Genomic DNA, 19,830 nt, shown 5'->3' with positions numbered 1-19,830 from the left:
CCGCATCGACCGCTTACGATCCTCTGCTGTGTCCAAACTGACCGACGTGCCCAAACGAATCCTGATCGGGCGCGCACTGCGCAGTGACCGGCTCGGAGAGACTCTCCTGCCGAAGCGCATCGCCCTCCCCGTCTTCGCCTCCGACCCGCTGTCCTCCGTCGCATACGCGCCAGGGGAGGTACTGCTGGTCCTCTCGATCGCGGGCGTGTCGGCCTACCACTTCAGCCCGTGGATCGCCGTCGCGGTCGTCGTGCTGATGTTCACGGTGGTGGCCTCCTACCGGCAGAACGTGCACGCCTACCCGAGCGGCGGCGGCGACTACGAGGTGGCGACCACCAACCTGGGGCCGAGGGCCGGCCTCACCGTCGCCAGTGCGCTCCTCGTCGACTACGTCCTGACCGTCGCCGTCTCCATCGCCTCCGGCATCGAGAACCTCGGCTCCGCGATCCCGTTCGTCGTCGAGCACAAGGTGCTCTGCGCCACCGCCGTGATCGTGCTGCTCACCCTCATGAACCTGCGCGGGGTCAAGGAGTCCGGAAAGCTCTTCGCGATCCCCACGTACGTCTTCGTCGCCGGCGTCTTCATCATGATCGCCTGGGGCGCGTTCCGCGGGTTCGTCCTCGGCGACACCATGCATGCGCCGACCTCCGGCTTCGTCGTCAAGGCCGAGCACCAGGGCCTCGCCGGCTTCGCGCTGGTCTTCCTGCTGCTGCGCGCCTTCTCCTCCGGCTGTGCCGCGCTCACCGGCGTCGAGGCGATCAGCAACGGCGTGCCGGCCTTCCGCAAGCCCAAGTCCAAGAACGCCGCGACCACGCTGGCGCTCATGGGCGGGCTCGCCGTCACCATGTTCTGCGGCATCATCGCGCTCGCCATGAGCACCAAGGTCCGCATGGCCGAGAACCCGGCCACCGACCTTCTCCAGCACGGTGTCCCCGTCGGCCACGGCTACGTCCAGAACCCCGTGATCTCGCAGGTCGCCGAGGCCGTCTTCGGCAAGGGCAGCTTCCTGTTCGTCGTTCTCGCGGCGGCCACCGCACTCGTGCTGTTCCTCGCCGCCAACACCGCGTACAACGGCTTCCCGCTGCTCGGCTCGATCCTCGCGCAGGACCGCTACCTGCCGCGCCAGCTGCACACCCGCGGCGACCGGCTCGCCTTCTCCAACGGCATCGTGCTCCTCGCCGGCGCCGCCGCGCTGCTGACCGTCATCTACGGGGCCGACTCGACCCGGCTGATCCAGCTCTACATCGTCGGCGTCTTCGTCTCCTTCACGCTCAGCCAGACCGGCATGGTGCGGCACTGGAACCGCCACCTGGCCGCCGAGACCGACCCCGCCGCGCGCCGCCGCATGAAGCGCTCCCGCGCGATCAACACCTTCGGCGCCTTCTTCACGGGCCTGGTCCTCGTCGTCGTCCTCGTCACCAAGTTCACGCACGGCGCCTGGGTCGCCCTGCTGGGCATGTGCATCTTCTACGCGACGATGACCGCGATCCGCCGCCACTACGACCGCGTGGCCGATGAGATCGCCGCCCCCGAGGAGCCCACCGACGACGTGGTCCGCCCCTCCCGGGTGCACTCCGTCGTCCTCGTCTCCAAGATCCACCGGCCCACGCTGCGTGCCATCGCCTACGCCAAGCTGATGCGCACGGACACCCTCGAGGCACTCACCGTCAACGTCGATCCTGCGGAGACCAAGGCCCTCAGGGCCGAGTGGGAGCGGCGCGGCATCGACGTACCGCTGAAGGTCCTCGACTCGCCGTACCGCGAGATCACCCGGCCCGTCATCGAGCACGTCAAGCGGCTGCGCCTCGAGTCGCCGCGCGACGCGGTCAGCGTGATCATCCCCGAGTACGTCGTCGGCCACTGGTACGAGCACCTCCTGCACAACCAGAGCGCGCTCCGCCTCAAGGGCCGTCTCCTGTTCACCCCCGGCATCATGGTCACCTCCGTGCCCTACCAGCTGGAGTCCTCCGAGGTCGCCAAGAAGCGGGCCCGCAGGCGCCAGGAGTGGAGCGCGCCCGGCGCGGTGCGCCGCGGACCGGTCTCCCCGGCGGAGAAGCAGGCCCGGGAGCCGAGCACCAAGGGCTGACCCTCCCGCATGGCGAACGGCCGGACGACACCCACGTAGACTGGTGGGCTGTTGCCCGGCCGTACCGCTACCCCGGCACGCGCAGCCGCCCGTCCCCTCACCGTCCCTTGGAGTCGACCCCGCCATGCAGCACGAACAGAAGAAGTCGCTGGTGGGGGAGGAGTACGAGGTCGAGATCGGCCCCGTCGCCCACGGCGGTCACTGCATCGCCCGCACCTCCGAGGGCCAGGTGCTGTTCGTCCGGCACGCCCTGCCGGGAGAGAAGGTCGTCGCACGGGTGACCGAGGGCGAGGAGGACTCACGCTTCCTGCGTGCCGACGCGGTGCGCGTCTTGGACCCCTCCAAGGACCGGGTGGAGGCGCCCTGCCCCTACGCGGGCCCCGGCCGCTGCGGCGGCTGCGACTGGCAGCACGCCAAGCCGGGCGCCCAGCGCCGCCTGAAGGGCGAGGTCATCACCGAGCAGCTCCAGCGTCTCGCGGGCCTCACGCCCGAGCAGGCCGGCTGGGACGGCACGGTCATGCCTGCCGAGGGCGACAAGCTGCCCACGGGGGAGGTGCCGCAGTGGCGGACGCGGGTGCAGTACGCGGTGGACGCTGACGGCAATGCCGGGCTGCGCCGCCACCGCTCCCACGAGGTCGAACCGATCGAACACTGCATGATCGCGGCGCCCGGCGTCAGCGAACTCGGCATCGAGGACCGGGACTGGTCCGGCATGGCCTCCGTGGAGGCGATCGCCGCGACGGGATCCCAGGACCGCATGGTGATCCTGGAGCCCCGCCCGGGCGCACGCCTGCCCCTCGTCGAACTCGACAAGCCCGTCTCCGTGATGCGCGTCGACGAGAAGGACGGCGGCATCCACCGCGTCCACGGCCGCGCGTTCGTGCGTGAGCGCGCCGACGACCGCACCTACCGGGTCGCCAGCGGTGGCTTCTGGCAGGTGCACCCGAAGGCCGCCGACACCCTGGTCAAGGCCGTCATGCAGGGCCTGCTGCCGCGCAAGGGCGAGATGGCCCTGGACCTCTATTGCGGCGTGGGCCTCTTCGCCGGCGCCCTCGCCGACCGCCTCGGCGAGAAGGGCGCGGTCCTCGGCATCGAGTCCGGCAAGCGTGCGGTCGAGGACGCCCGCCACAACCTCGCCGGCTTCGACCGGGTCCGCATCGAACAGGGCAAGGTCGATTCCGTCCTCCCGCGCACCGGCATCACCGAGGTCGACCTCATCGTCCTGGACCCGCCCCGCGCGGGCGCCGGCAGGAAGACGGTCGAACACATCTCCTCACTGGGCGCGCGCCGCATCGCGTACGTGGCCTGCGACCCCGCTGCGCTGGCCCGGGACCTGGCGTACTTCCGCGACGGCGGCTACAAGGTGCGGACGCTGCGGGCGTTCGATCTGTTTCCCATGACGCATCATGTGGAGTGCGTGGCGATTCTTGAGCCCGCTGGGAAGGGCCGCTGACCTGCGGTTTCGTTGAGTGTGCATTATGTGCGCTCTGGGCGTTACGGGCGATATCGTGACGCACGAGCGACGCACGTGACGCATGTATGACGCACGCCTGACGCATTTTCTGACAAGGTGTCAGACATGTGAAGGCCGCCCGCGCTTCCGAGGTAATTCGGGGACAGGGGCGGCTTTCATGCGCTCAACGAGAGCTTTGGTACGGAGCATCGTGGCGGTCGGGGAACCCGCCGAGTCGTGCGTCTTGCCGGAGGCAGGGCGGACGGAGTGGGGGATGTGGGATGTCGTTGTGATGTTGCCTTTCGGTGTGGCTGTCATGGGACGGCGGTGGAGCACCAATGAAGCGGCGGATCCCCGGATTGGCTATCCCGGGATCCGCCGCTATGCTGCCGTCCGCCTGCTCCATAGACGCATATGCCACCGACCACAGGAGCAGTCACGGTCCTGGCGACTCAGTCGGGTTGTTACCGCAGCCGTGATGGTGATGCGGTTCGGAACCGCAGAGATGGTTCCCGAGTGCGGGGTGTACAGGCACGGGCGGACGCTGCCGTGATGGTGCTGCGGTTCGGAATCACAGAGGTAACTCGCCTGGGAGACCGACCAGGACTTCGGTGCGGAGCCGCGGTGGTGCCGAAGTTTGGAACACAGGCAGGAGGTCGACCTGCGTAACGTCGGTGGGCGGTGCCTCGCCGCAATAGTGCTGCGGTTCGAGATCGTAGGGCAGTACACCGCGCTGGGTAGTTCTTCGCCGGGCTTGATGCAGTGATGGTGCTGCGGTTCGCGCAGGGCGGTGTGGGGCCCTTGCTGAGGTTCTTGGCCCAGGAAGATCCGCGGTGGTGCTGCGATTCGGAACTGCAGAGGTGAGTGCACGCCCGTCATCACCCACATCGAGCCTCTGTGGCCGCGGTGGTGCTGCGGTTTGAGACCGTAGAGGTGCGCACACTTCGGTAGACCGAGGCAATGACGTTCAGCGTGCCGTGGTGGTGCTGCGGATAGAGCCGCAGATGCTGACGGGAAGCTGCAATGATATTGAGCTGCAGATCTGTCCGTGGTGGTGTGTGGCTCGGTAAATTAGGCCAAGCATGAAGTCGATATCGGCGCCATCGCCTAAATGACGCTGCGAATTCGAATCGCAGAGTCCTGACTAGGTGTTTGTCGATGAAGCTCGCAAGTTCAATCGCAGATGGTGCTGCTGTTCGGAGCCGCAGAGGCAACCGCGCGGCCTCCTGCATGCCGGTCACCGCCCCTGGACGCGGCGGATGCATTCCGCACGCAGGTTCGTGATCATTGCGTGGGCTTCGTCGACCAGGCCGATGTCGCGGTGGGCAACGCCCCAGCACACCGAGTCCAGCGCGTCCAAGACGGCGTACGCCATGCGCGCGTGCAATTCCTCGGGAGGCAGAGGGCGCCCGTATCCGCTGTAGAAGGCGGCAGCCAGGTCTGGCCGGTGATGCAAGATCCGGTAGTGCAGTCGGCTCAGGTCCCGGCGTGCCGCGGCCTCGAGCTGGGTGCGCTCGAAGTCGATGATCCGCAGCCGCTGTTCCCGCTCCTCCCACACCCAGTTCTTCGGCATGTAATCCCCGTGCGCCACCACTTTCGCCAGGCTGACAGGAGCCGGCAGGGCCAGAGAGCGCAGCAGTGCGATGTCGTCCGCGGGCACATAGCGGGCGGCGCCGTCCAGCAGCTTCGTGAGCGCCTCGTCCCAGTCCTCTTCCACCGCGTCTGACGGAGGTTGCCCGGTGTCCGCGGCATGCAGGCCGCCAGCAGCAGGCCGGCCTGCCGGTATGCCTCCCGCTCCTGCTCCGCCGGCAGGCGAAGCCGGTCCAGGCTTCCTCCGGGGACGGCGGTGACCAGCAGCATCCGGGCCTCGGCATCGGAGGCGATCAGGGCGGGGGCACGGTCCGGCCCGAGGACTCCGACCCATCTCTGATACGCCTCCACCTCCCGACGGTGCAGCTTGGGCCCTGCGTGCTGCTTGGCGAACCACCGGGTGCCGTCCGGACCTTCGATCTCCCACACCGAGGCGCGAAGACCGTCGGGCCGGAAGTGCTCGGCGGTGACCCTGTATGCGTCGGTCACTGTGGCCATGAGGCCATGGAACGCCTCGGGCAGGGTCTTCATGGCGGTGCGCCTTTCTGTACGCGACAACGACCCTCCGCAACCGTGAGTGATCATGTCGATTCCCAGGGTTATGTGCGGGGGTGCAGGATGCCAGGAGCCACTGACAGCGCGGCTGCCGTGAACAGCCAGCCGTTGGCCACGCCTTTCTCGGCCGCCGCCCACAGCGTCGAGCCTGAGCGCTATCGGGGACGAACGAGGGCTGCGGGGCGGTGACGGCTGTGGCGGCGAGGGATAGTCGCTCGCCGCCACAGCCAAGCGGCCCGCTCCAGTGGCTGGCCGATAACAGCCCCACTATCGAGTGGCTCCCTGCGATAGGGGGTGGAGCGGTGCAGCGTTCCTCGGGTGAGCCGGGTTGAGGAACCACTTCCGGGCGGAGGCGAGCCACCAGGTGCCGGCGAAGGCGAGTACCACTCCCACGGCGATGGGTGCGTAGTTGAACGTCTCGACGGTCACAGGGCTGGCCTGGGGCAGCATGAACAGTACGGTGATCATTGCGACCCACAGCACGGCGATCACGCCGACTGGCTTGGACCATCGGCCCAGGTGCCACGGGCCGCGCCGGAAGGTGTCGCCCTGGCGCAGACGCAGGAGGGTGGGCACGACGTAGGCGATGTAAAGGCCGATCGTGGCGATCGAGGTGACCGCGGCGTACGCGGTGGTGTTGAAGAGGTAGGGCAGGCCGAGGACGAAAGCCCCGCCGGCGGCGAGCCAGACCGCGTTCGTGGGAGTGCGGGTGCCGGGGTGGAGCTTGTGCCACACCTTGGAGAAGGGCAGCGCGCCGTCCCGTGAGAAGGCGTAGATCATCCGGGAGTTGGCTGTCACGGACGCCATGCCGCAGAACAGCTGGGCGCCGATCACGATGAGGAGCATCAACTTGCCGGTGCTCGCGCCGAAGGCGTCCATGAAGATCTGAGCCGGCGGCACCCCGGTCTCTGATTCCAGGGAGCCGCTGTAGGACTGGATGGCGAAGGTCAGGCCGAACAGAAGGACGAACCCGGCCGCCCAGGAGACGAGGATCGAGCGGACGATCCCTCTCGGTCCCTCCACGGAGGCGTTCTTCGTCTCCTCCGTCATGTGGGCGGAGGCGTCGTAGCCGGTGAAGGTGTACTGGGCCATCAGCAGCCCGATCAGAGCCACATAGACGGCCGAGCCCCAGCCGGTGTTGTTGACGAACTCTGTGAAGACGAACTGCGGCGACTGGTGCCGGTCCGGGACGGCCAGGAGCGCGCCGACGATCACGACGACGCCGATCAGGTGCCACCACACGGAGGCGGTGTTGAAGAAGCCGACGATACGCACCCGGAAGGTGTTCACCACCGCGTGCAGCAAGAGAATCAGGCCGAACAGCGTGATGGTGTGGCCGGGGGTAGCGGCGTAGCCGAACTGGAGGTTGAGGTAGGCGTTGAGGAAGGAGGCGGCGCCGAAGTCGATGCCCGCGGTCACTGCGACCTGCCCGAGCGTGTTGAACCAGCCGGTGAACCATGCCCAGGCGGGCGCGGACTTGCGGGGGCGAGCTTGTGGGCCCAGAAGTAGAGGCCGGCCGAGGTCGGATATGACGAGCAGACCTCCGCCATGGCCAGCCCGACGAACAGCGTCATCAGTCCGACGAGCACCCACCCCCACATGATCAAGGCAGGGCCGCCGGTGTTCATGCCGAAGCCGTACATGGTCAGGCAGCCGGACAGGATGCTGATGATCGTGAACGAGACGGCGAAGTTCTGGCGCCCGGACATGGAACGGTCCAGGGTCTGGGTGATACCGAGTTCGGCGAGACGCTCCTCTTCCGAGGGCGTGACGCTCGGCATGTCCAAAGGCATTCGGCTGGTTCCTTCATCTCGGTAGGAATGAACTGGTGAGGATGAACGCGGGATTGAGGCATTTCGGTCGCGGCGCGGATCACGGCGCGGAGGCTTTGACGGCCCAGGTGCGATGCCGCGCGAACAGCGTTCGGGCGTCACCGCAGTAGGTCCATGGCACGTCAGTGGCGTACGGGCCGATTGCGTCGAAGACCTCTCCGGCTTCGCGGTGCCGGTTGGCGAACGACAGAGCGTGGGCGAGGTAGTTGGCGTCCTCGTGGAATGCGGCGTGAGGCCGCCTCGGTGCCCGATGCGACCACCAGTTGTCCCACGCCTGCCAGGTCGACGGATTGTCCGTCCACGGGTGGATGGTCAGTCCATAGCGGTGCCCCTCCGCTTCCATCCGCTGCCGGTGCGACTCGGCGAGAGCGACCAGGGGCAGAACGTGCACCGGAAGGCCACGAGGGGCCTGAGTGCACTGTTCCTGCACCCAGTGGAACATCTCTCCTCCCGTCCCGTGCCAGGAGGGGAACATGTAGGTGAGGAGTTCATGGTGCGCCTCCCGATTCCACGGATCGCGCAGCTTCACCTGATGCCACAGCTGTCGCACCGTGGTGCGCCACTCGCGGTCACGGGGCGGCGAGTGAAAGCGCGTTAACGCGAGCATGACAACGTGCGGCGACGGGTCGTCTGGCATCGCGTCTGCGGCAGCATCACATGTCGCCCATGCCTGCTCCATGGCGTCACCGCGCCCCCGCCCTCGACCGCTGGCCATGGAACGCAAGGTCAAAACGTTGGCGAGAAGGGCAAGAGCATGCGGAGATCGCGGCTCAGCTTGTGCCCACGTGTCGGCAAACGTCAGCCGCGCACCTACGCGGGCGAGGACCTGGAGCCGGAAGATGCGCCGGTCCCAGTCCTGTCCCGTGGCAGTCAGCAACTCCCGGGCGCCTTCCCAACGGCCCATCGCTGCGTCTTCCACCACCACGCGCAGTTGGTTGTCGTCACGGGCCGGGTGTCGATCCAGGACCGCTCTGCGGTTACTCATGGCGGCCACGCTCGTGCACGAAGAGGTGGGGCCCACCGCGCTGAGCGATTCCTCGTACGACTCGGAGGCGCTCGCCGTCCGTCAGCGCCAGCACGGGACGTGCGGACGGTGGCGGTGCGGCAGAGGTCACCATATGCACGGCCAGGCTCAGAGATGCATCTGGTCTCGGCGTCATCAAGGATCCTCGGATCACATCCGGTAGTGGAGAGACCGTCAGGGCCCAGGGGTAAGGGAGGGGAGCCGAAAGCTCGCCTGCCCCCCGACGGTCGATCTAGAAGTCGAGCTTTGCGATCAACTGGACTGCGCCCTGTACCCCGTCCCGGATGCTCGGTGCCGCGGAGCTCCCGGCGAGGAAGAAGCCGAACAAGATGCACGCGATGGCGTGGCCGATGTTCAGGCCGGCCTTCTTCACGAGGAGGAAGACGATCACGCCCAGGAGCACGACGGCGGAGAGGCTAACGACCACGGTCCACCCCCGAGAAGGCGCGCGTGTCACCACGAGATCGCCGGCGCCATCCTGTCTTCGCCGAGCGCCCCAGCGACAGGGGCTGCGCCAGCCGTACGTGTAAGGCCGAGGGCACCTTGGACTCCGGTGGACGAGTTCACGGACAACAGGGAACTCGCAGCGCGAAGGGCATGTGCGCGCCCGAAAGATCCGCTCTGGACGGTTCGTCCGCACTGTGCACTGCGTGAGTCCCAGAGTGATGGGAAAACGTCCTGTGCACACATTTCCCAGGTGATATCACTGGGGTGATTTCGGTTTCGCCAGGGGAAGTTGAGGCCGCAGGGCCAGGCTCAGCAGGGAGGCAGAGGTGCTCGCGCAGTCGCCGCGAAGCTGTGAACGGTGCGGCTGCCAACTGAGCCAGTACAACTCGGGAACACTGTGCTCGGCTTGCCTTCGCTCACATAGCCTGGTTCCGGCCGCTCCTTTCGTACCAGAACGCGTGTGGCGGAACGTCGACGTTCAACAAGCCTTAGCTTCCTGGGACTTCAGCAAGGCGACGCGCCTGATCCGCCAGCATGGATCCCTGCGTCAAGACGACATCGCTCAGCTCACGGGGCTCAGCCAAGCGTTCCTCTCCATGCTCGAAGCGGGACGCCGACGCCTCACCAATATCGACAAGATCGCCGAGTTCCTCTCCGGCCTCGGGGTACCTCCCGAGATCTCTCCACTGCCGCTTCCTCGCCGGGCTCAGCCACCTGTAAGCCTGGACACCGGTGAGACGCTCACAGAGGGACCAGGCCACCTGCTCCTGCCCGGCGGCCGCAATCTCGCTCCCACGATGCTGCCCGCGCTAACCACACCGGCCGCCTCACTCCGCGGCAACACGCTGTGGCTCTCGCCGAACACGGACACCGAGGCATGGAGCCGAATGCCGCTCCGGGCACTGCTCGCCACCTCCCGCACCGTCGACGGGACACGACGGCACTTCGTCATGGACGCACGCCAAGGCGACCGGCACCAGGCGGGCGACTTCCTCGCCATCCCCGCGGCCTACGAACTCGACGACCTCACCTACGGAATCCTGTGGGCTGTAGCGGGGTTCGATTCCGCCATTCTTGGCGACGATACGACCCTCCACGATCTGCTGGCTCCTCCACCGCAGCCCCCGTCAGAACACAACGGCACGCTGCCCGCCCGAGACAGCCTCGCCGACGGATCGCAGATGCTCGTCGGCTCCCAGATGTGTGCCTCGTTCATCCTCGAACAGCGCGATGCACTGGCCGACGACCCGGTCTTCTGGACCCGCGAACAGCGCGGGGAAGAGGCCGCGACATGGCTGATCTTCCAACACAAGCACCGCTACCTCCAGGAGATGGCTCCCAGACGGGCCCACAGCGGGGTCGGGCGCGCCTTCTGCGTCCCCCGTTCCGAGATCACTGCCTCGCCTACGTACGAGCGTGTTCTGCTGTTCCTCGCGCTCGCATTAATGGAGTCGTACGGCGTCACGACCTGGCTCACCGACGAGCCAGACCTCCAGCAGACGGACGGTTTCGCACTGGTCCCCGGACACCGCGCCGCCATCGCTACTTGGGTGCGTGCCGAGCCCTCACCCCAGACCGCTCTGGCCGCCGCAGCTCCCATGCTGAGGACGTTCACGGACCTCACCGGGCACGCGCAGGCACACACGATCACCGCAGGATCGACGCCTGGACAACGGCTGGCAGCAACCGCGGACTACCTCGGCCTCGACCGCCCGTGGCTGACCCGCCGCTGCCGACAGCTCGCAGCCGAGGGCACCACAGGGCTGGCCAGACCCCGCAGCCGCCACCTCAGCCTCGACGCCCTGGACATTGCCTGCTCCTACGTGGCCGCTGAACTACAGCCCGAGGCTGGCGGCCATCCCGAGGAGACCCGATAACCTGCACCAAACGATCTCCGTCGACTGAGATCCACTGAAATGCGAGCGGGCAGGTACGGAAGGGAAGTCGGGGCAATGGCCGACGCGACAACAACGGTGGCGGTCTACTCACTGGGCGGCACCATCGCCATGACCACCGACCCCACGACCGGAGGTGTCGTACCAGCCCTGTCTGCCCAAGACCTCCTCGCAGCCGTCCCCGGCCTGGACCACCGCGGCATCCATCTGCGTGTGCACGACTTCCGCCGAGTCCCCGGCGCCTCGCTCACCTTCGACGACCTCACCGAACTCAGCGCGGCAATCGACAAGAACCTCGATGGTGGCGACATCGACGGAGTCGTGATCACGCAGGGCACGGACACCATTGAGGAGACCGCGTTCTTCCTCGACCTCCACCACGGCCGCGACCAGCCGCTCATCGTCACCGGCGCCATGCGCAACCCCACCATGGCCGGACCCGACGGACCTGCCAACCTGTACGCAGCCATTCTTGCCGCAGCCGAGCCCCAGCTACGCGGAGCCGGCGCTCTGGTCCTCCTGAACGACGAGATCCACGCGGCCCGGCACGTCCGCAAGGCGCACAGCACCAGCCCCGCAGCCTTCACCTCACCTGGCACAGGCCCCATCGGCCGCGTCGCCGAAGACCATGTACGCCTGACAATGCCCCTGCCACGTCGGCACAGTGTGGTGCAGCCACCGAGCCGTGACGCGCGCGTGGGTCTGTACACCGTCAGCCTCGGCGACGACGGCACCCTGCTGCACGCGTGGGACGGCCAGTGCGACGGCCTCGTCGTTGCTGGCTTCGGCGTTGGCCATGTCCCGCAGCCGCTCGTCGAGGCACTGGGTGAGCTCGCCTCGCGCATTCCTGTGGTACTCGCCTCGCGCATCGGCAACGGCCCCGTCCTGACCGGAACGTACAGCTTCCCCGGATCAGAGAAGGACCTTATCGGCCGCGGTCTCATCCCGGCCGACGACCTTGGCCCGTACCAGGCGAGGCTCCTGCTCCATGCGCTGCTGGCCCAGGACGCCGACCACAGCACGATCACCGAAGCGTTCGCAACCTTCGCAGAATGACCCGCCGCTCAACAGCCCGCCTTCAGACTCTAAGGATTCCCGCATGCGCGCCCACGAACTGACCATCGGCCGCACCTTCGGCGTCACCTTCGACCACGGCGAGGACTTCTTCGACATGCTCTCCGTGTTCTGCCGTGAGAACGGAATACGCCAGGGCTACGTTCCCTCGTTCATCGGCGCCTTCGCCGAAGCGGAAATCGTCGGAGCCTGCGAGAAGTTGGTCGACCCAGACGCCCCCGTCTGGGCCAAGACGTACGTCACCAACGTTGAGGCATTCGGCGCTGGCACCCTCGCCCACGATCCGGAAACCGGCGGCGTCCTCCCGCATATCCACGTTTCCGCCGGCCTCAAGGCACAATCGGCTGACGGCCGCACCAGCCACCTACTGAGCGCCAAGGTCCAGTTCCTCAGCGAGCTCTTCGTGGTTGAGGTCGTCGCGCCGACCATGACCCGGCCGCGCAACCCCGCGCTGTACGACGTGCCCCTGCTCACCTTTGGCGCTGCACACTGAGCTGCTCGCGCCCCACAGTTAGAATTCCTAACGAAATGATCTTCGAGGGGGTTGGATCACTCCGGGATTGATGATCCGGGGGTGCGGGGTGGTGCGGCCGAAGCCGTGGGAAGTCGACGACGAGCTGTGGGCGGTGATCGAGTCGCTGCTGCCCAAGGTCGAGCGTCGGGCCCGGCACCCGGGACGCAAGCGGCATCCGGACCGGCTGGTCTTCCAGGGCATTCTGTTTGTCCTGCACACCGGGATCTCGTGGGAGCATCTGCCGCAGGAACTCGTCTTCGGCTCGGGCATGACCTGCTGGCGCCGCCTGGCCGAGTGGTCTGAGGCCGGGGTGTGGCCCCGGTTGCACGAGGTCCTCCTTGCCAAGCTCCGCAGCGCGAACGTTTTGGACTTCTCCCGGGCAGCCGTCGACGGCTCCCACATCCGGGCGTTGAAGGGGGGTTCGAAGACGGGACGAAGTCCTGTTGACCGGGGCAGAACCGGTAGCAAACACCATCTGATCACCGATGCCACTGGCATCCCGCTTGCGGCCACGCTGACTGGCGGCAACCGCAACGATGTCACCCAGCTCATCCCGCTGCTCGAAGCGGTGCCGCCGGTGCGGGGCAAGCGCGGCCGGCCCCGGCGCCGCCCGGACATGGTGCTGGGCGACCGCGGCTACGACCATGACAAGTACCGCCGCATGGTCTGGGATCTCGGTGTGAAGCCGCTGATCGCCCGCCGGGGCACCGAGCACGGTTCCGGACTGGGCACCCAACGCTGGGTCGTGGAGCGCGCATTCGCTCACCTGCACTGGTTCCGCCGCCTGCGGATCCGCTGGGAGATCCGCGACGACATTCACGAAGCCTTCCTCATCCTGGGATGTGCCCTCATCTGCTGGCGGCGTCTGCGCTCACGCTGTTAACCCGTCTAGCAAGTTGGACGAGGGAACTGCGGCTCGGGAGTACATGCTGCTTCCTGGGCTGCCATAACCTCATCGCCGTACTCGAAGGCCCATGCACCGACGGCGTCGATGGGCGCCAGCAAGGTCCGGCCCAGAGCGGTGAGCTGGTACTCGACCCGCGATGGCGCGTCGGGGTATTCCTGCCGGTCGACCAGTCCGTTGAACTGCAGCCGCCGCAAAGTCTCGGTGAGGACCTTGGAGCTGATGCCCCCGATCCGCTCCCGTAGTTCGACCGGGCGCCTGGGACGGTCACGCAGCGCCCAGAGCACCACGGCGTTCCAGGTGTTGGAGAGCAGGTCGAAGGCGAGGCGGGCGCGGCAGTCGGCGAGGAAGGCGTCGGTCGTCACGTACCAAATGGTGCCCGAACCGCCTTCTAGCGTCGGTGTGAACGGTCGAAGCAGGTACGGAGAGGGACCGCGTGATGAGAATCGGTGTACTGGGCACGGGCAACATGGCCGACGCGCTCGCCACCCACTGGGTGCGGGCCGGGCACGAGGTGATTATCGGGGGACGGGACGCACACAAGGCGGAGCGGCTCGCGACGCGCATCGGAGGCAGCGCGAAGCCTGCCAGTCTGCGCGCAGCGGCCGAGTCCGGGCAGGTGGTGTTGGCCGCGCTGCCCTTCGGGGCGGGAGTAGACGTGGCAGGGGACCTGGACGCGGCCCTGGAGGGCAAGGTGCTGCTCGACTGCTCCAACCCGGTTGGGCCGGGCTTCCGGCTGCTGACGGAAGGAGGCCCCTCAGCCGCGCAGCAACTGGCTGCCGCGGCACCGGGAGCCCACGTGGTCAAGGCTTTCAACCTCTGCCACGAGGGCGTGTGGCGCATGCGGCCGCCCGTCTTCGATGGGCGACCACTGGCCGTTCCGGTCTGCGGAGACGACGAGACTGCCCTCGAGCGTGTGCGTGAGTTGGTACGGGACATGGGCTGTGAACCCGTGGCTGGCGGTGGTCTCGAACGTGCGGGACTCCTGGAAGCGACCGCCGCGCTCTTCATCGCGCTATGGGTGGGCGAGGGAGCGGACGCCCAGGCAATCGCCCCTCCGCTGGCATACGCGGCCGGACCGAGCCACCAGGAAGCGGAGGGCGGCACGGCGGCTTTCCGTTAGGGGTTCTTAGAGATCGTCTCAACCTCGGGTATTCAGCCCTTGAGGGCGATCTGACGCGGAGTTAGCGAAAGGTGCTGCTGACCTGCGAGGATGCGATTGCGACGTCGTATCCATGCAGAGATCAAGGGCACCTTTCTGGTGAGTACTGATTTCGGCGTTTCGGGGTCTGTATCTGTGTCGGGACCGGTGACGCGGTCCGTCCGAGCTGCTATGCCGAAGGCATGCGGTATCCGGACGGGGGCGGGCTGACCTCCGAGCAGCGCAGGCGCCGGGAAGAGGTACGGATGCGGGCCGTTGACCTCTTCGAGAAGGGCGTGGAAGTCCCGTGCATCGCCCGGGAGTTACGGGTGAGTGAGAAGTCCGTCTACCAGTGGCGTCGCGTCTGGAGGACGGGCGGGCGCGAGGCGCTGCGTTCCAAGGGGCCGTCGGGCTACGACTGCCGGCTCGGCCCGCACCTGCAGGCCAGGCTCGCCGCCTGGCTGGAAAAGGGGCCGGCCGCGCATGGATGGGCGGACGATCAGGTGTGGACTGCTGCCCGGGTGCGCACGCTGATCGGGCGGAAGTTCCACATCTCCTACAGCGTCTCCCCGGGGTGACCCGGCTGCTGCACCGGATGGGCTACAGCGTGCAGATGCCGGACAGACCCGCCGCTGAGCGTGACGAGGAAGCCGTCGCCATGTGGCGGGAGGTGACCGGGCAGGAGGTAAAACCCTCCGGGCGGCGACCGGGGCGTTCATCTGCTTCGAGGACGAAGCGGGCGTGACCGGTCGTCCGCCCAAGGGCCGCACCTGGGGCCGGCGCGGCATCACCCCGAAGGTCAAGGTGTCCGGCCGCAGCCGGGGACGGCTCTCGGTGGCCGGGCTGCTCTGCTTCCGGCCAGGCCTGCCCGCCCGCCTGTGCTACCGGCTGCGTCGGCATACCGGCCGCAATGGCGAGCGCCGCTCGCTGAGCGAGAGGGACTACATCCGCCTGCTCGACGGCGCCCACCAACTGCTCAGGGCCCCGCTGATCGTGGTGTGGGACCGGCTGAGCACCCACATCTCCAGGGCAATGAAGGCGTTCGTGGCCGAGCGGGAATGGCTCACGGTGGTCCTGCTGCCCGGGTACGCGCCCGAGCTCAACCCGGTCGAGGGCCTGTGGGCGCATATCAAGCGGAGCCTGGCCAACCTGGCCGCACACACCCTGAGCGAGCTGGAGATTCTGCTCCGCAGGCGGCTCAAGGCGCTGCAGTACCGGCACAGCATCCTCGACGGGTTCCTCGCCGGGACGGGCCTCGCTCTCGACAGATCGAACTGACCCTAATACGCCGAAGTCAGTAAGCGTACAGGGTGGAGTCGGCGGCTGTCCGTGACCGCCGATGGCAAGGGGCAGGTCGGACACGCGGGGGTGGTGCTGCTGCACCAGGTCGCCGACCGGAGCGGGCTAACCGCGGCACTCGCCGGGCTGTTCCCCGTCGGAGCGCGCCCCTGGCGCGATCGCCCTCGCCGAGCCCGACACCATGCGCCACCGCCTCTACAGCGTGCCGGCCCGCTACGTCCGCCACGCACGCCGCCGCCGGATCCACATCGACCGCACCTGGCCCTGGGCCGAAGCCTTCGCCCAGACATGGCAGCGCCTCACAAGACTTCCGGCCGCCCCCTGACGACCGGTCACCACCGCGACAAGCAGGGAAGGAGAACAGTCCCCGGGCCCGTGGAGCCCGGCGCACCCGCAGCGTCACGCGACGGCCCGCCTCACCGACAGGGAGGACATAACGGGCATCCAGTCCAGACGATCACCGCCGACCAGCCAATGAAGGATCGAGGCTAACGCGACTTCGGCCTGCGGCACCAATGCGGCCTCGGCTCGCCAAGCTGGCGCACTCCTTCGCGGTGCGACGCATTACCAGAGTGATATCACGGGCGTGATGTGCCAACTCCCCTTAGATCAAGCAAAGTTGCCATAGAGCTCCGAACCGACACGACCATGTGGAGGCAAGTAGTGCTGGAGGTGGTGGTTTCCTTCGCAGTTCTTCCCGGCCGTGACCTGATGACCGTCCACCTCAAAGCAGTGTGCTGCAAGCCGTTACCTGACGGCTGCCGGCTGTCACCGTGTGCCTCTCGAACCCACTGGGTGCTCCGGCGGTGCACATTTCTGGCCATAAGGGAACGGAGTCGATCGAGAGGGGAGCGGCGCCCGTTGCCCAGCAACCCTGCACCCGCGTGTCTGGGTGACTGGAGCAAGGGAAAAGATCGCGCAGATTTTCGCATTCCCTGTTCAGTGAGCAGTGGATCACGCATACGCTCTGTACCAGCATGTGTCCGATCAGTCACTCCTGGGACGGTGTAGCGCGATGCAGGCAAGTCACCGCACCGTTGCGAGGGTGTCAATGGTGGCGAACACCAGCCTCACCGGCACGGCGATCCACGAGGGCTGCATCGAGCCTCAGACGCTCAAGCTGCCCGAACGAGCATGCGTCGCAGCCGGCATTGAAAATTCCGCATAGGCGATATTGAGCATAAATGGCACATCCATGGTCGAAGCCGCACCTCCCAGAGAAGCGCCCCGGCATCTCAATTTCCCTCAAATCAGCCTTTGCGCTGGGGGAGGGCATGTTCACTCAGCCGAATAGACGATTCGAGCAAGCGGAACTTGAGCGGGCCCGTGTAGACGATGAGCGTGAACGCGCCGTTCACGCACTGCCCCTGCTCCTTACCCCTATTGCGCTGGAGCATGTACTGCTGCGCTTTGGTGACTGTGAAACTGTCTTGACTGGCCTGCCGCCCCGCAAGGCAGCGATAAGGTATCACCGGTCGAGCAAAGGGATCCGCCTGCGTCGTCGCGCTCCAAGTGGGGATCGCGATCGCTGTGACACGGTTCACCTTTACGTAATCACGGCAGATGCGGAGCCTCGTCGAGCTGTGTCAACAATAGGTAGGGTTTTCTGCATTCGACAGGCTTCGGAATACGCACTTCACGAGAGCTGGGGGGACTGACGAGAGTGCAGGACGACCACGTCAACGAAGACGGGAAGACTTATCAAGTCGTCGTTAACCATGAAGGTCAATACTCTATCTGGTTTACGGGCCGTTCAATTCCGAACGGTTGGCGCGCAGCGGGCTTCTCCGGCCCGAAGAGCGACTGTCTGGGCTATATCAATGAGGTGTGGACCGACATGCGCCCGCTCAGCCTTCGCGAGCAGACGCGCCCGGTAGACGCAGGCTGAGCCTCATCAGTGCCGGCCTGTGGGACCTTGCGCGTGGTTTTTGAATGTGGCGACATGTTTTTGCTTTCCACTGAGAAGGGTCGTCCAGACTAACGTGAGAGCCGAAACCGATCTGAATGTCCTGCTGCAGCGACGCTCGGAAGACGAGCCCGCGGGCGTCACTTATACCTTCCTTGACAGATTCTCGGGCGGGCATGAACCTCACGAGCGGCCGCTGACGAACGAGGAACTCTTCCGACGTTCCCGAGCCCTTGCCGCTCGCATTCAGGGAACTGCGCAGCGCGGCGACCGGATTCTCGTACTCAACCAGCCGGGTATCGATTACATCGTCGGTGTCTACGCGAGCATGCTGGCCGGAATGGTGGCCGTACCCGCGTATCCACCGGAGAAGACACGACTGAACCGCGGCTGGGAACGCATACATGCCATCGTGGAAGACGCCCAACCGCGCTGCGTGCTGGTCGACCCTGAGACCATGGCCGCGGCGGGAGGCGCTCCATGGGGCGGACTCGCGGGAGTGGAGTGGATCGTGACTCCTACGGTGGACACGGACCTCGCGGATTCCTGGGTCCCGCCGCGCACGTCGCCCGAAGACCTTGCCGTGCTGCAATACACGTCCGGCTCGACGGGCCGCCCGAAGGGCGTGATGCTCTCGCACCGCAACCTGTTGCGGAATCTGCGGGCCGGACGCGACGTGTACGGCATCGAAGGCAGAATGAACGGGGTCTTCTGGCTGCCGCCCTATCACGACATGGGGCTCATCGGCGGAATTCTCATGGCCCTCTTCTGTGGAGGTCGCGCGCAACTCTTTACGCCGCTCGCTTTTCTACGTGATCCCTTGCGCTGGGTGCGGGCCATGTCTCACTACGGTGCGTATGTGAGCGCCGCGCCTGACTTCGCCTATGAAATGTGTGCACGGGCGGCGATGTCGGCGCCGGAAGAGGTTGCGGCGCTCGACCTTTCGAACTGGCGCGTCGCCATTTCAGGGGCAGAGCCGGTGCGCGCGGACACGCTCGACAGGTTCGCCCGGGCATTCGCTCCCGCTGGATTCCGGCGGGACGCCTTCTATCCTTCGTTCGGCCTCGCCGAGAACACGCTTGTGGTGACCGCAAACTCCGGAGGATCCTCCGTAGTGTCACTGGACGCGGCGGAGCTCGAACAGAACCGCGCGGTCGAGGCGGTTTTGGGAGGGCAGGCACGCACCGTCGTAGGCTGCGGTGCCAGTGCCGACCCCGAACAGCGTGTGGAGATCGTCGACCCGGAGACGTGCATACCTTGCCCGGATGGTGTGGTGGGCGAGATATGGGTCAGTGGTGGAAGCGCCGCGCAGGGCTACTGGAATCGCGGTGAGGAAACCGAGTCGACGTTCCGGGTAACCCTCGCCGATACCGGTGAGGGGCCATTCCTGCGCACCGGCGACTTCGGCTTCGTACGAGCAGGTGAACTGTTCGTGACCGGCCGTTTGAAGGACCTCATCATTCTCCGTGGGCGCAACCACTACCCGCATGACCTGGAGATGACGGCCGAGGAGGCCTACCCGTCTTCCGGGCGGAGTGGTCGGTGTGTTGCCTTTTCCGTCGACGAAGGCGACGAGGAGCAACTCGTACTGGCTGTGGAGGCGACCCCGAGGATGTCGGAGGGCGACCGCCACGAGATCACCGAGACGATTCGTGCTCGTATCGGTGAACACCATGAAGTGGCCGTGCATGAGATCGTCTTCGTGCCGCGTGGAGGAATCCGCCGTACATCGAGCGGAAAGCTACAGCGCTCTGCGGTCAGGGCCGCCTATCTCGCGGGCGAGTACACGCGCGAGACACGTTTCCGTAGGCCGTACACCGCACCACGCGATGCGGTGGAGCAAGCCGTCGCCGATTCCTGGGGGCGGGCCCTCGGTGCGGAAAAGGTAGGGATCCACGACCGGTTCTTCGAGCTCGGCGGCGATTCCCTCAGGGCGGTCCGCGTACTCGCCGACCTGAGGGACAGCAGTGGATATGAACTGACGCTGTCCGATGTCGCCACTGTGCATACGGTCGAGGAATGCGCGGAGCTCATCCGCCGTCGCGAAGCGACGCGAGAGGCGGACGACGAAATTCAGGTTGATCTCGGGTGATGAGCGGGAGGGGGAAGG

At 66.6% G+C, this 19,830-nt stretch carries 14 protein-coding genes and 3 pseudogenes; 11 read left to right on the top strand and 6 right to left on the bottom strand.

What is annotated here, in order from left to right; all coding sequences use genetic code 11:
• Positions 1-28: 28 nt before the first annotated feature.
• A complete protein-coding gene (locus ACWCP6_RS22375; protein WP_450934253.1) occupies positions 29-2,086 on the top strand; it encodes an APC family permease in 2,058 nt (685 codons plus the stop codon).
• Between the two features lie 124 nt (positions 2,087-2,210).
• Positions 2,211-3,539, top strand: coding sequence for a class I SAM-dependent RNA methyltransferase (locus ACWCP6_RS22370; protein ID WP_450934252.1), 1,329 nt, complete (start codon positions 2,211-2,213; stop codon positions 3,537-3,539).
• A gap of 1,237 nt (positions 3,540-4,776) precedes the next feature.
• Here ACWCP6_RS22370 and ACWCP6_RS22365 read toward each other — a convergent pair.
• The 5 genes and pseudogenes from ACWCP6_RS22365 to ACWCP6_RS22345 all read right to left on the bottom strand — a co-directional run bounded on the left by ACWCP6_RS22365 (position 4,777) and on the right by ACWCP6_RS22345 (position 8,967).
• A complete protein-coding gene (locus ACWCP6_RS22365) occupies positions 4,777-5,256 on the bottom strand; it encodes a phosphotransferase family protein (protein WP_450934350.1) in 480 nt (159 codons plus the stop codon).
• 47 nt (positions 5,257-5,303) lie between these two features.
• A pseudogene (locus ACWCP6_RS22360) lies at positions 5,304-5,627 on the bottom strand (aminoglycoside phosphotransferase family protein); the annotation flags it as partial.
• Positions 5,628-5,951: 324 nt separating this feature from the next.
• A pseudogene (locus ACWCP6_RS22355) lies at positions 5,952-7,477 on the bottom strand (amino acid permease).
• 79 nt (positions 7,478-7,556) lie between these two features.
• Positions 7,557-8,501 (bottom strand): hypothetical protein, encoded by a 945-nt coding sequence (locus tag ACWCP6_RS22350; protein ID WP_450934251.1) that lies wholly within the window; start codon positions 8,499-8,501, stop codon positions 7,557-7,559.
• 271 nt (positions 8,502-8,772) lie between these two features.
• A complete protein-coding gene (locus tag ACWCP6_RS22345; protein ID WP_450934250.1) occupies positions 8,773-8,967 on the bottom strand; it encodes a hypothetical protein in 195 nt (64 codons plus the stop codon).
• Between the two features lie 478 nt (positions 8,968-9,445).
• On the opposite strand from ACWCP6_RS22345, the gene ACWCP6_RS22340 reads away from it, so the two are divergent.
• From ACWCP6_RS22340 to ACWCP6_RS22325, 4 genes are all read left to right on the top strand, one after another.
• Complete coding sequence (locus tag ACWCP6_RS22340) at positions 9,446-10,864, top strand: helix-turn-helix domain-containing protein (protein ID WP_450934249.1); 1,419 nt, start codon at positions 9,446-9,448, stop codon at positions 10,862-10,864.
• Positions 10,865-10,939: 75 nt separating this feature from the next.
• Positions 10,940-11,938: an asparaginase gene (locus ACWCP6_RS22335; RefSeq protein WP_450934248.1), complete on the top strand. Its 999-nt coding sequence runs from the start codon at positions 10,940-10,942 to the stop codon at positions 11,936-11,938.
• A gap of 43 nt (positions 11,939-11,981) precedes the next feature.
• Positions 11,982-12,449, top strand: a complete 468-nt coding sequence (locus ACWCP6_RS22330) for a PPC domain-containing DNA-binding protein (RefSeq protein WP_450934247.1) — start codon at positions 11,982-11,984, stop codon at positions 12,447-12,449.
• 70 nt (positions 12,450-12,519) lie between these two features.
• Complete coding sequence (locus tag ACWCP6_RS22325; RefSeq protein ID WP_450934246.1) at positions 12,520-13,353, top strand: IS5 family transposase; 834 nt, start codon at positions 12,520-12,522, stop codon at positions 13,351-13,353.
• A 5-nt stretch (positions 13,354-13,358) separates the two neighbouring features.
• On the opposite strand, the gene ACWCP6_RS22320 is transcribed toward ACWCP6_RS22325, so the two are convergent.
• A complete protein-coding gene (locus ACWCP6_RS22320; protein ID WP_450934245.1) occupies positions 13,359-13,739 on the bottom strand; it encodes a winged helix-turn-helix transcriptional regulator in 381 nt (126 codons plus the stop codon).
• A 74-nt stretch (positions 13,740-13,813) separates the two neighbouring features.
• On the opposite strand from ACWCP6_RS22320, the gene ACWCP6_RS22315 reads away from it, so the two are divergent.
• From ACWCP6_RS22315 to ACWCP6_RS22295, 5 genes and pseudogenes are all read left to right on the top strand, one after another.
• Positions 13,814-14,497 carry an NADPH-dependent F420 reductase gene (locus ACWCP6_RS22315; RefSeq protein WP_450934244.1) on the top strand — a complete coding sequence of 228 codons (684 nt, stop codon included), beginning with the start codon at positions 13,814-13,816 and terminating at the stop codon, positions 14,495-14,497.
• 221 nt (positions 14,498-14,718) lie between these two features.
• Positions 14,719-15,793: pseudogene (locus tag ACWCP6_RS22310) on the top strand (IS630 family transposase).
• A 202-nt stretch (positions 15,794-15,995) separates the two neighbouring features.
• Positions 15,996-16,139 carry a hypothetical protein gene (locus ACWCP6_RS22305; RefSeq protein ID WP_450934243.1) on the top strand — a complete coding sequence of 48 codons (144 nt, stop codon included), beginning with the start codon at positions 15,996-15,998 and terminating at the stop codon, positions 16,137-16,139.
• A gap of 1,338 nt (positions 16,140-17,477) precedes the next feature.
• The gene (locus ACWCP6_RS22300; RefSeq protein WP_450934242.1) at positions 17,478-17,702 is read left to right on the top strand and encodes an MbtH family protein; all 225 of its coding nucleotides are present in this window, start codon (positions 17,478-17,480) and stop codon (positions 17,700-17,702) included.
• A gap of 94 nt (positions 17,703-17,796) precedes the next feature.
• Positions 17,797-19,812: an AMP-binding protein gene (locus tag ACWCP6_RS22295; RefSeq protein ID WP_450934241.1), complete on the top strand. Its 2,016-nt coding sequence runs from the start codon at positions 17,797-17,799 to the stop codon at positions 19,810-19,812.
• Positions 19,813-19,830: the final 18 nt, after the last annotated feature.

The sequence above is a fragment of the Streptomyces sp. NPDC002004 genome, from assembly GCF_053593975.1.
Note: the sequence above shows the minus strand (reverse complement) of the source record. Positions and strands in the feature narration are given on the sequence as shown.

Excerpts from the sequence above, each read along its gene's own strand:
- ACWCP6_RS22370 (WP_450934252.1), top strand. The coding sequence starts at position 2,211 with ATGCAGCACGAACAGAAGAAGTCGCTGGTGGGGGAGGAGTACGAGGTC.
- ACWCP6_RS22350 (WP_450934251.1), bottom strand. The coding sequence starts at position 8,501 with ATGAGTAACCGCAGAGCGGTCCTGGATCGACACCCGGCCCGTGACGAC.
- ACWCP6_RS22335 (WP_450934248.1), top strand. The coding sequence starts at position 10,940 with ATGGCCGACGCGACAACAACGGTGGCGGTCTACTCACTGGGCGGCACC.
- ACWCP6_RS22330 (WP_450934247.1), top strand. The coding sequence starts at position 11,982 with ATGCGCGCCCACGAACTGACCATCGGCCGCACCTTCGGCGTCACCTTC.
- ACWCP6_RS22325 (WP_450934246.1), top strand. The coding sequence starts at position 12,520 with ATGATCCGGGGGTGCGGGGTGGTGCGGCCGAAGCCGTGGGAAGTCGAC.
- ACWCP6_RS22315 (WP_450934244.1), top strand. The coding sequence starts at position 13,814 with ATGAGAATCGGTGTACTGGGCACGGGCAACATGGCCGACGCGCTCGCC.
- ACWCP6_RS22305 (WP_450934243.1), top strand. The coding sequence starts at position 15,996 with ATGCGCCACCGCCTCTACAGCGTGCCGGCCCGCTACGTCCGCCACGCA.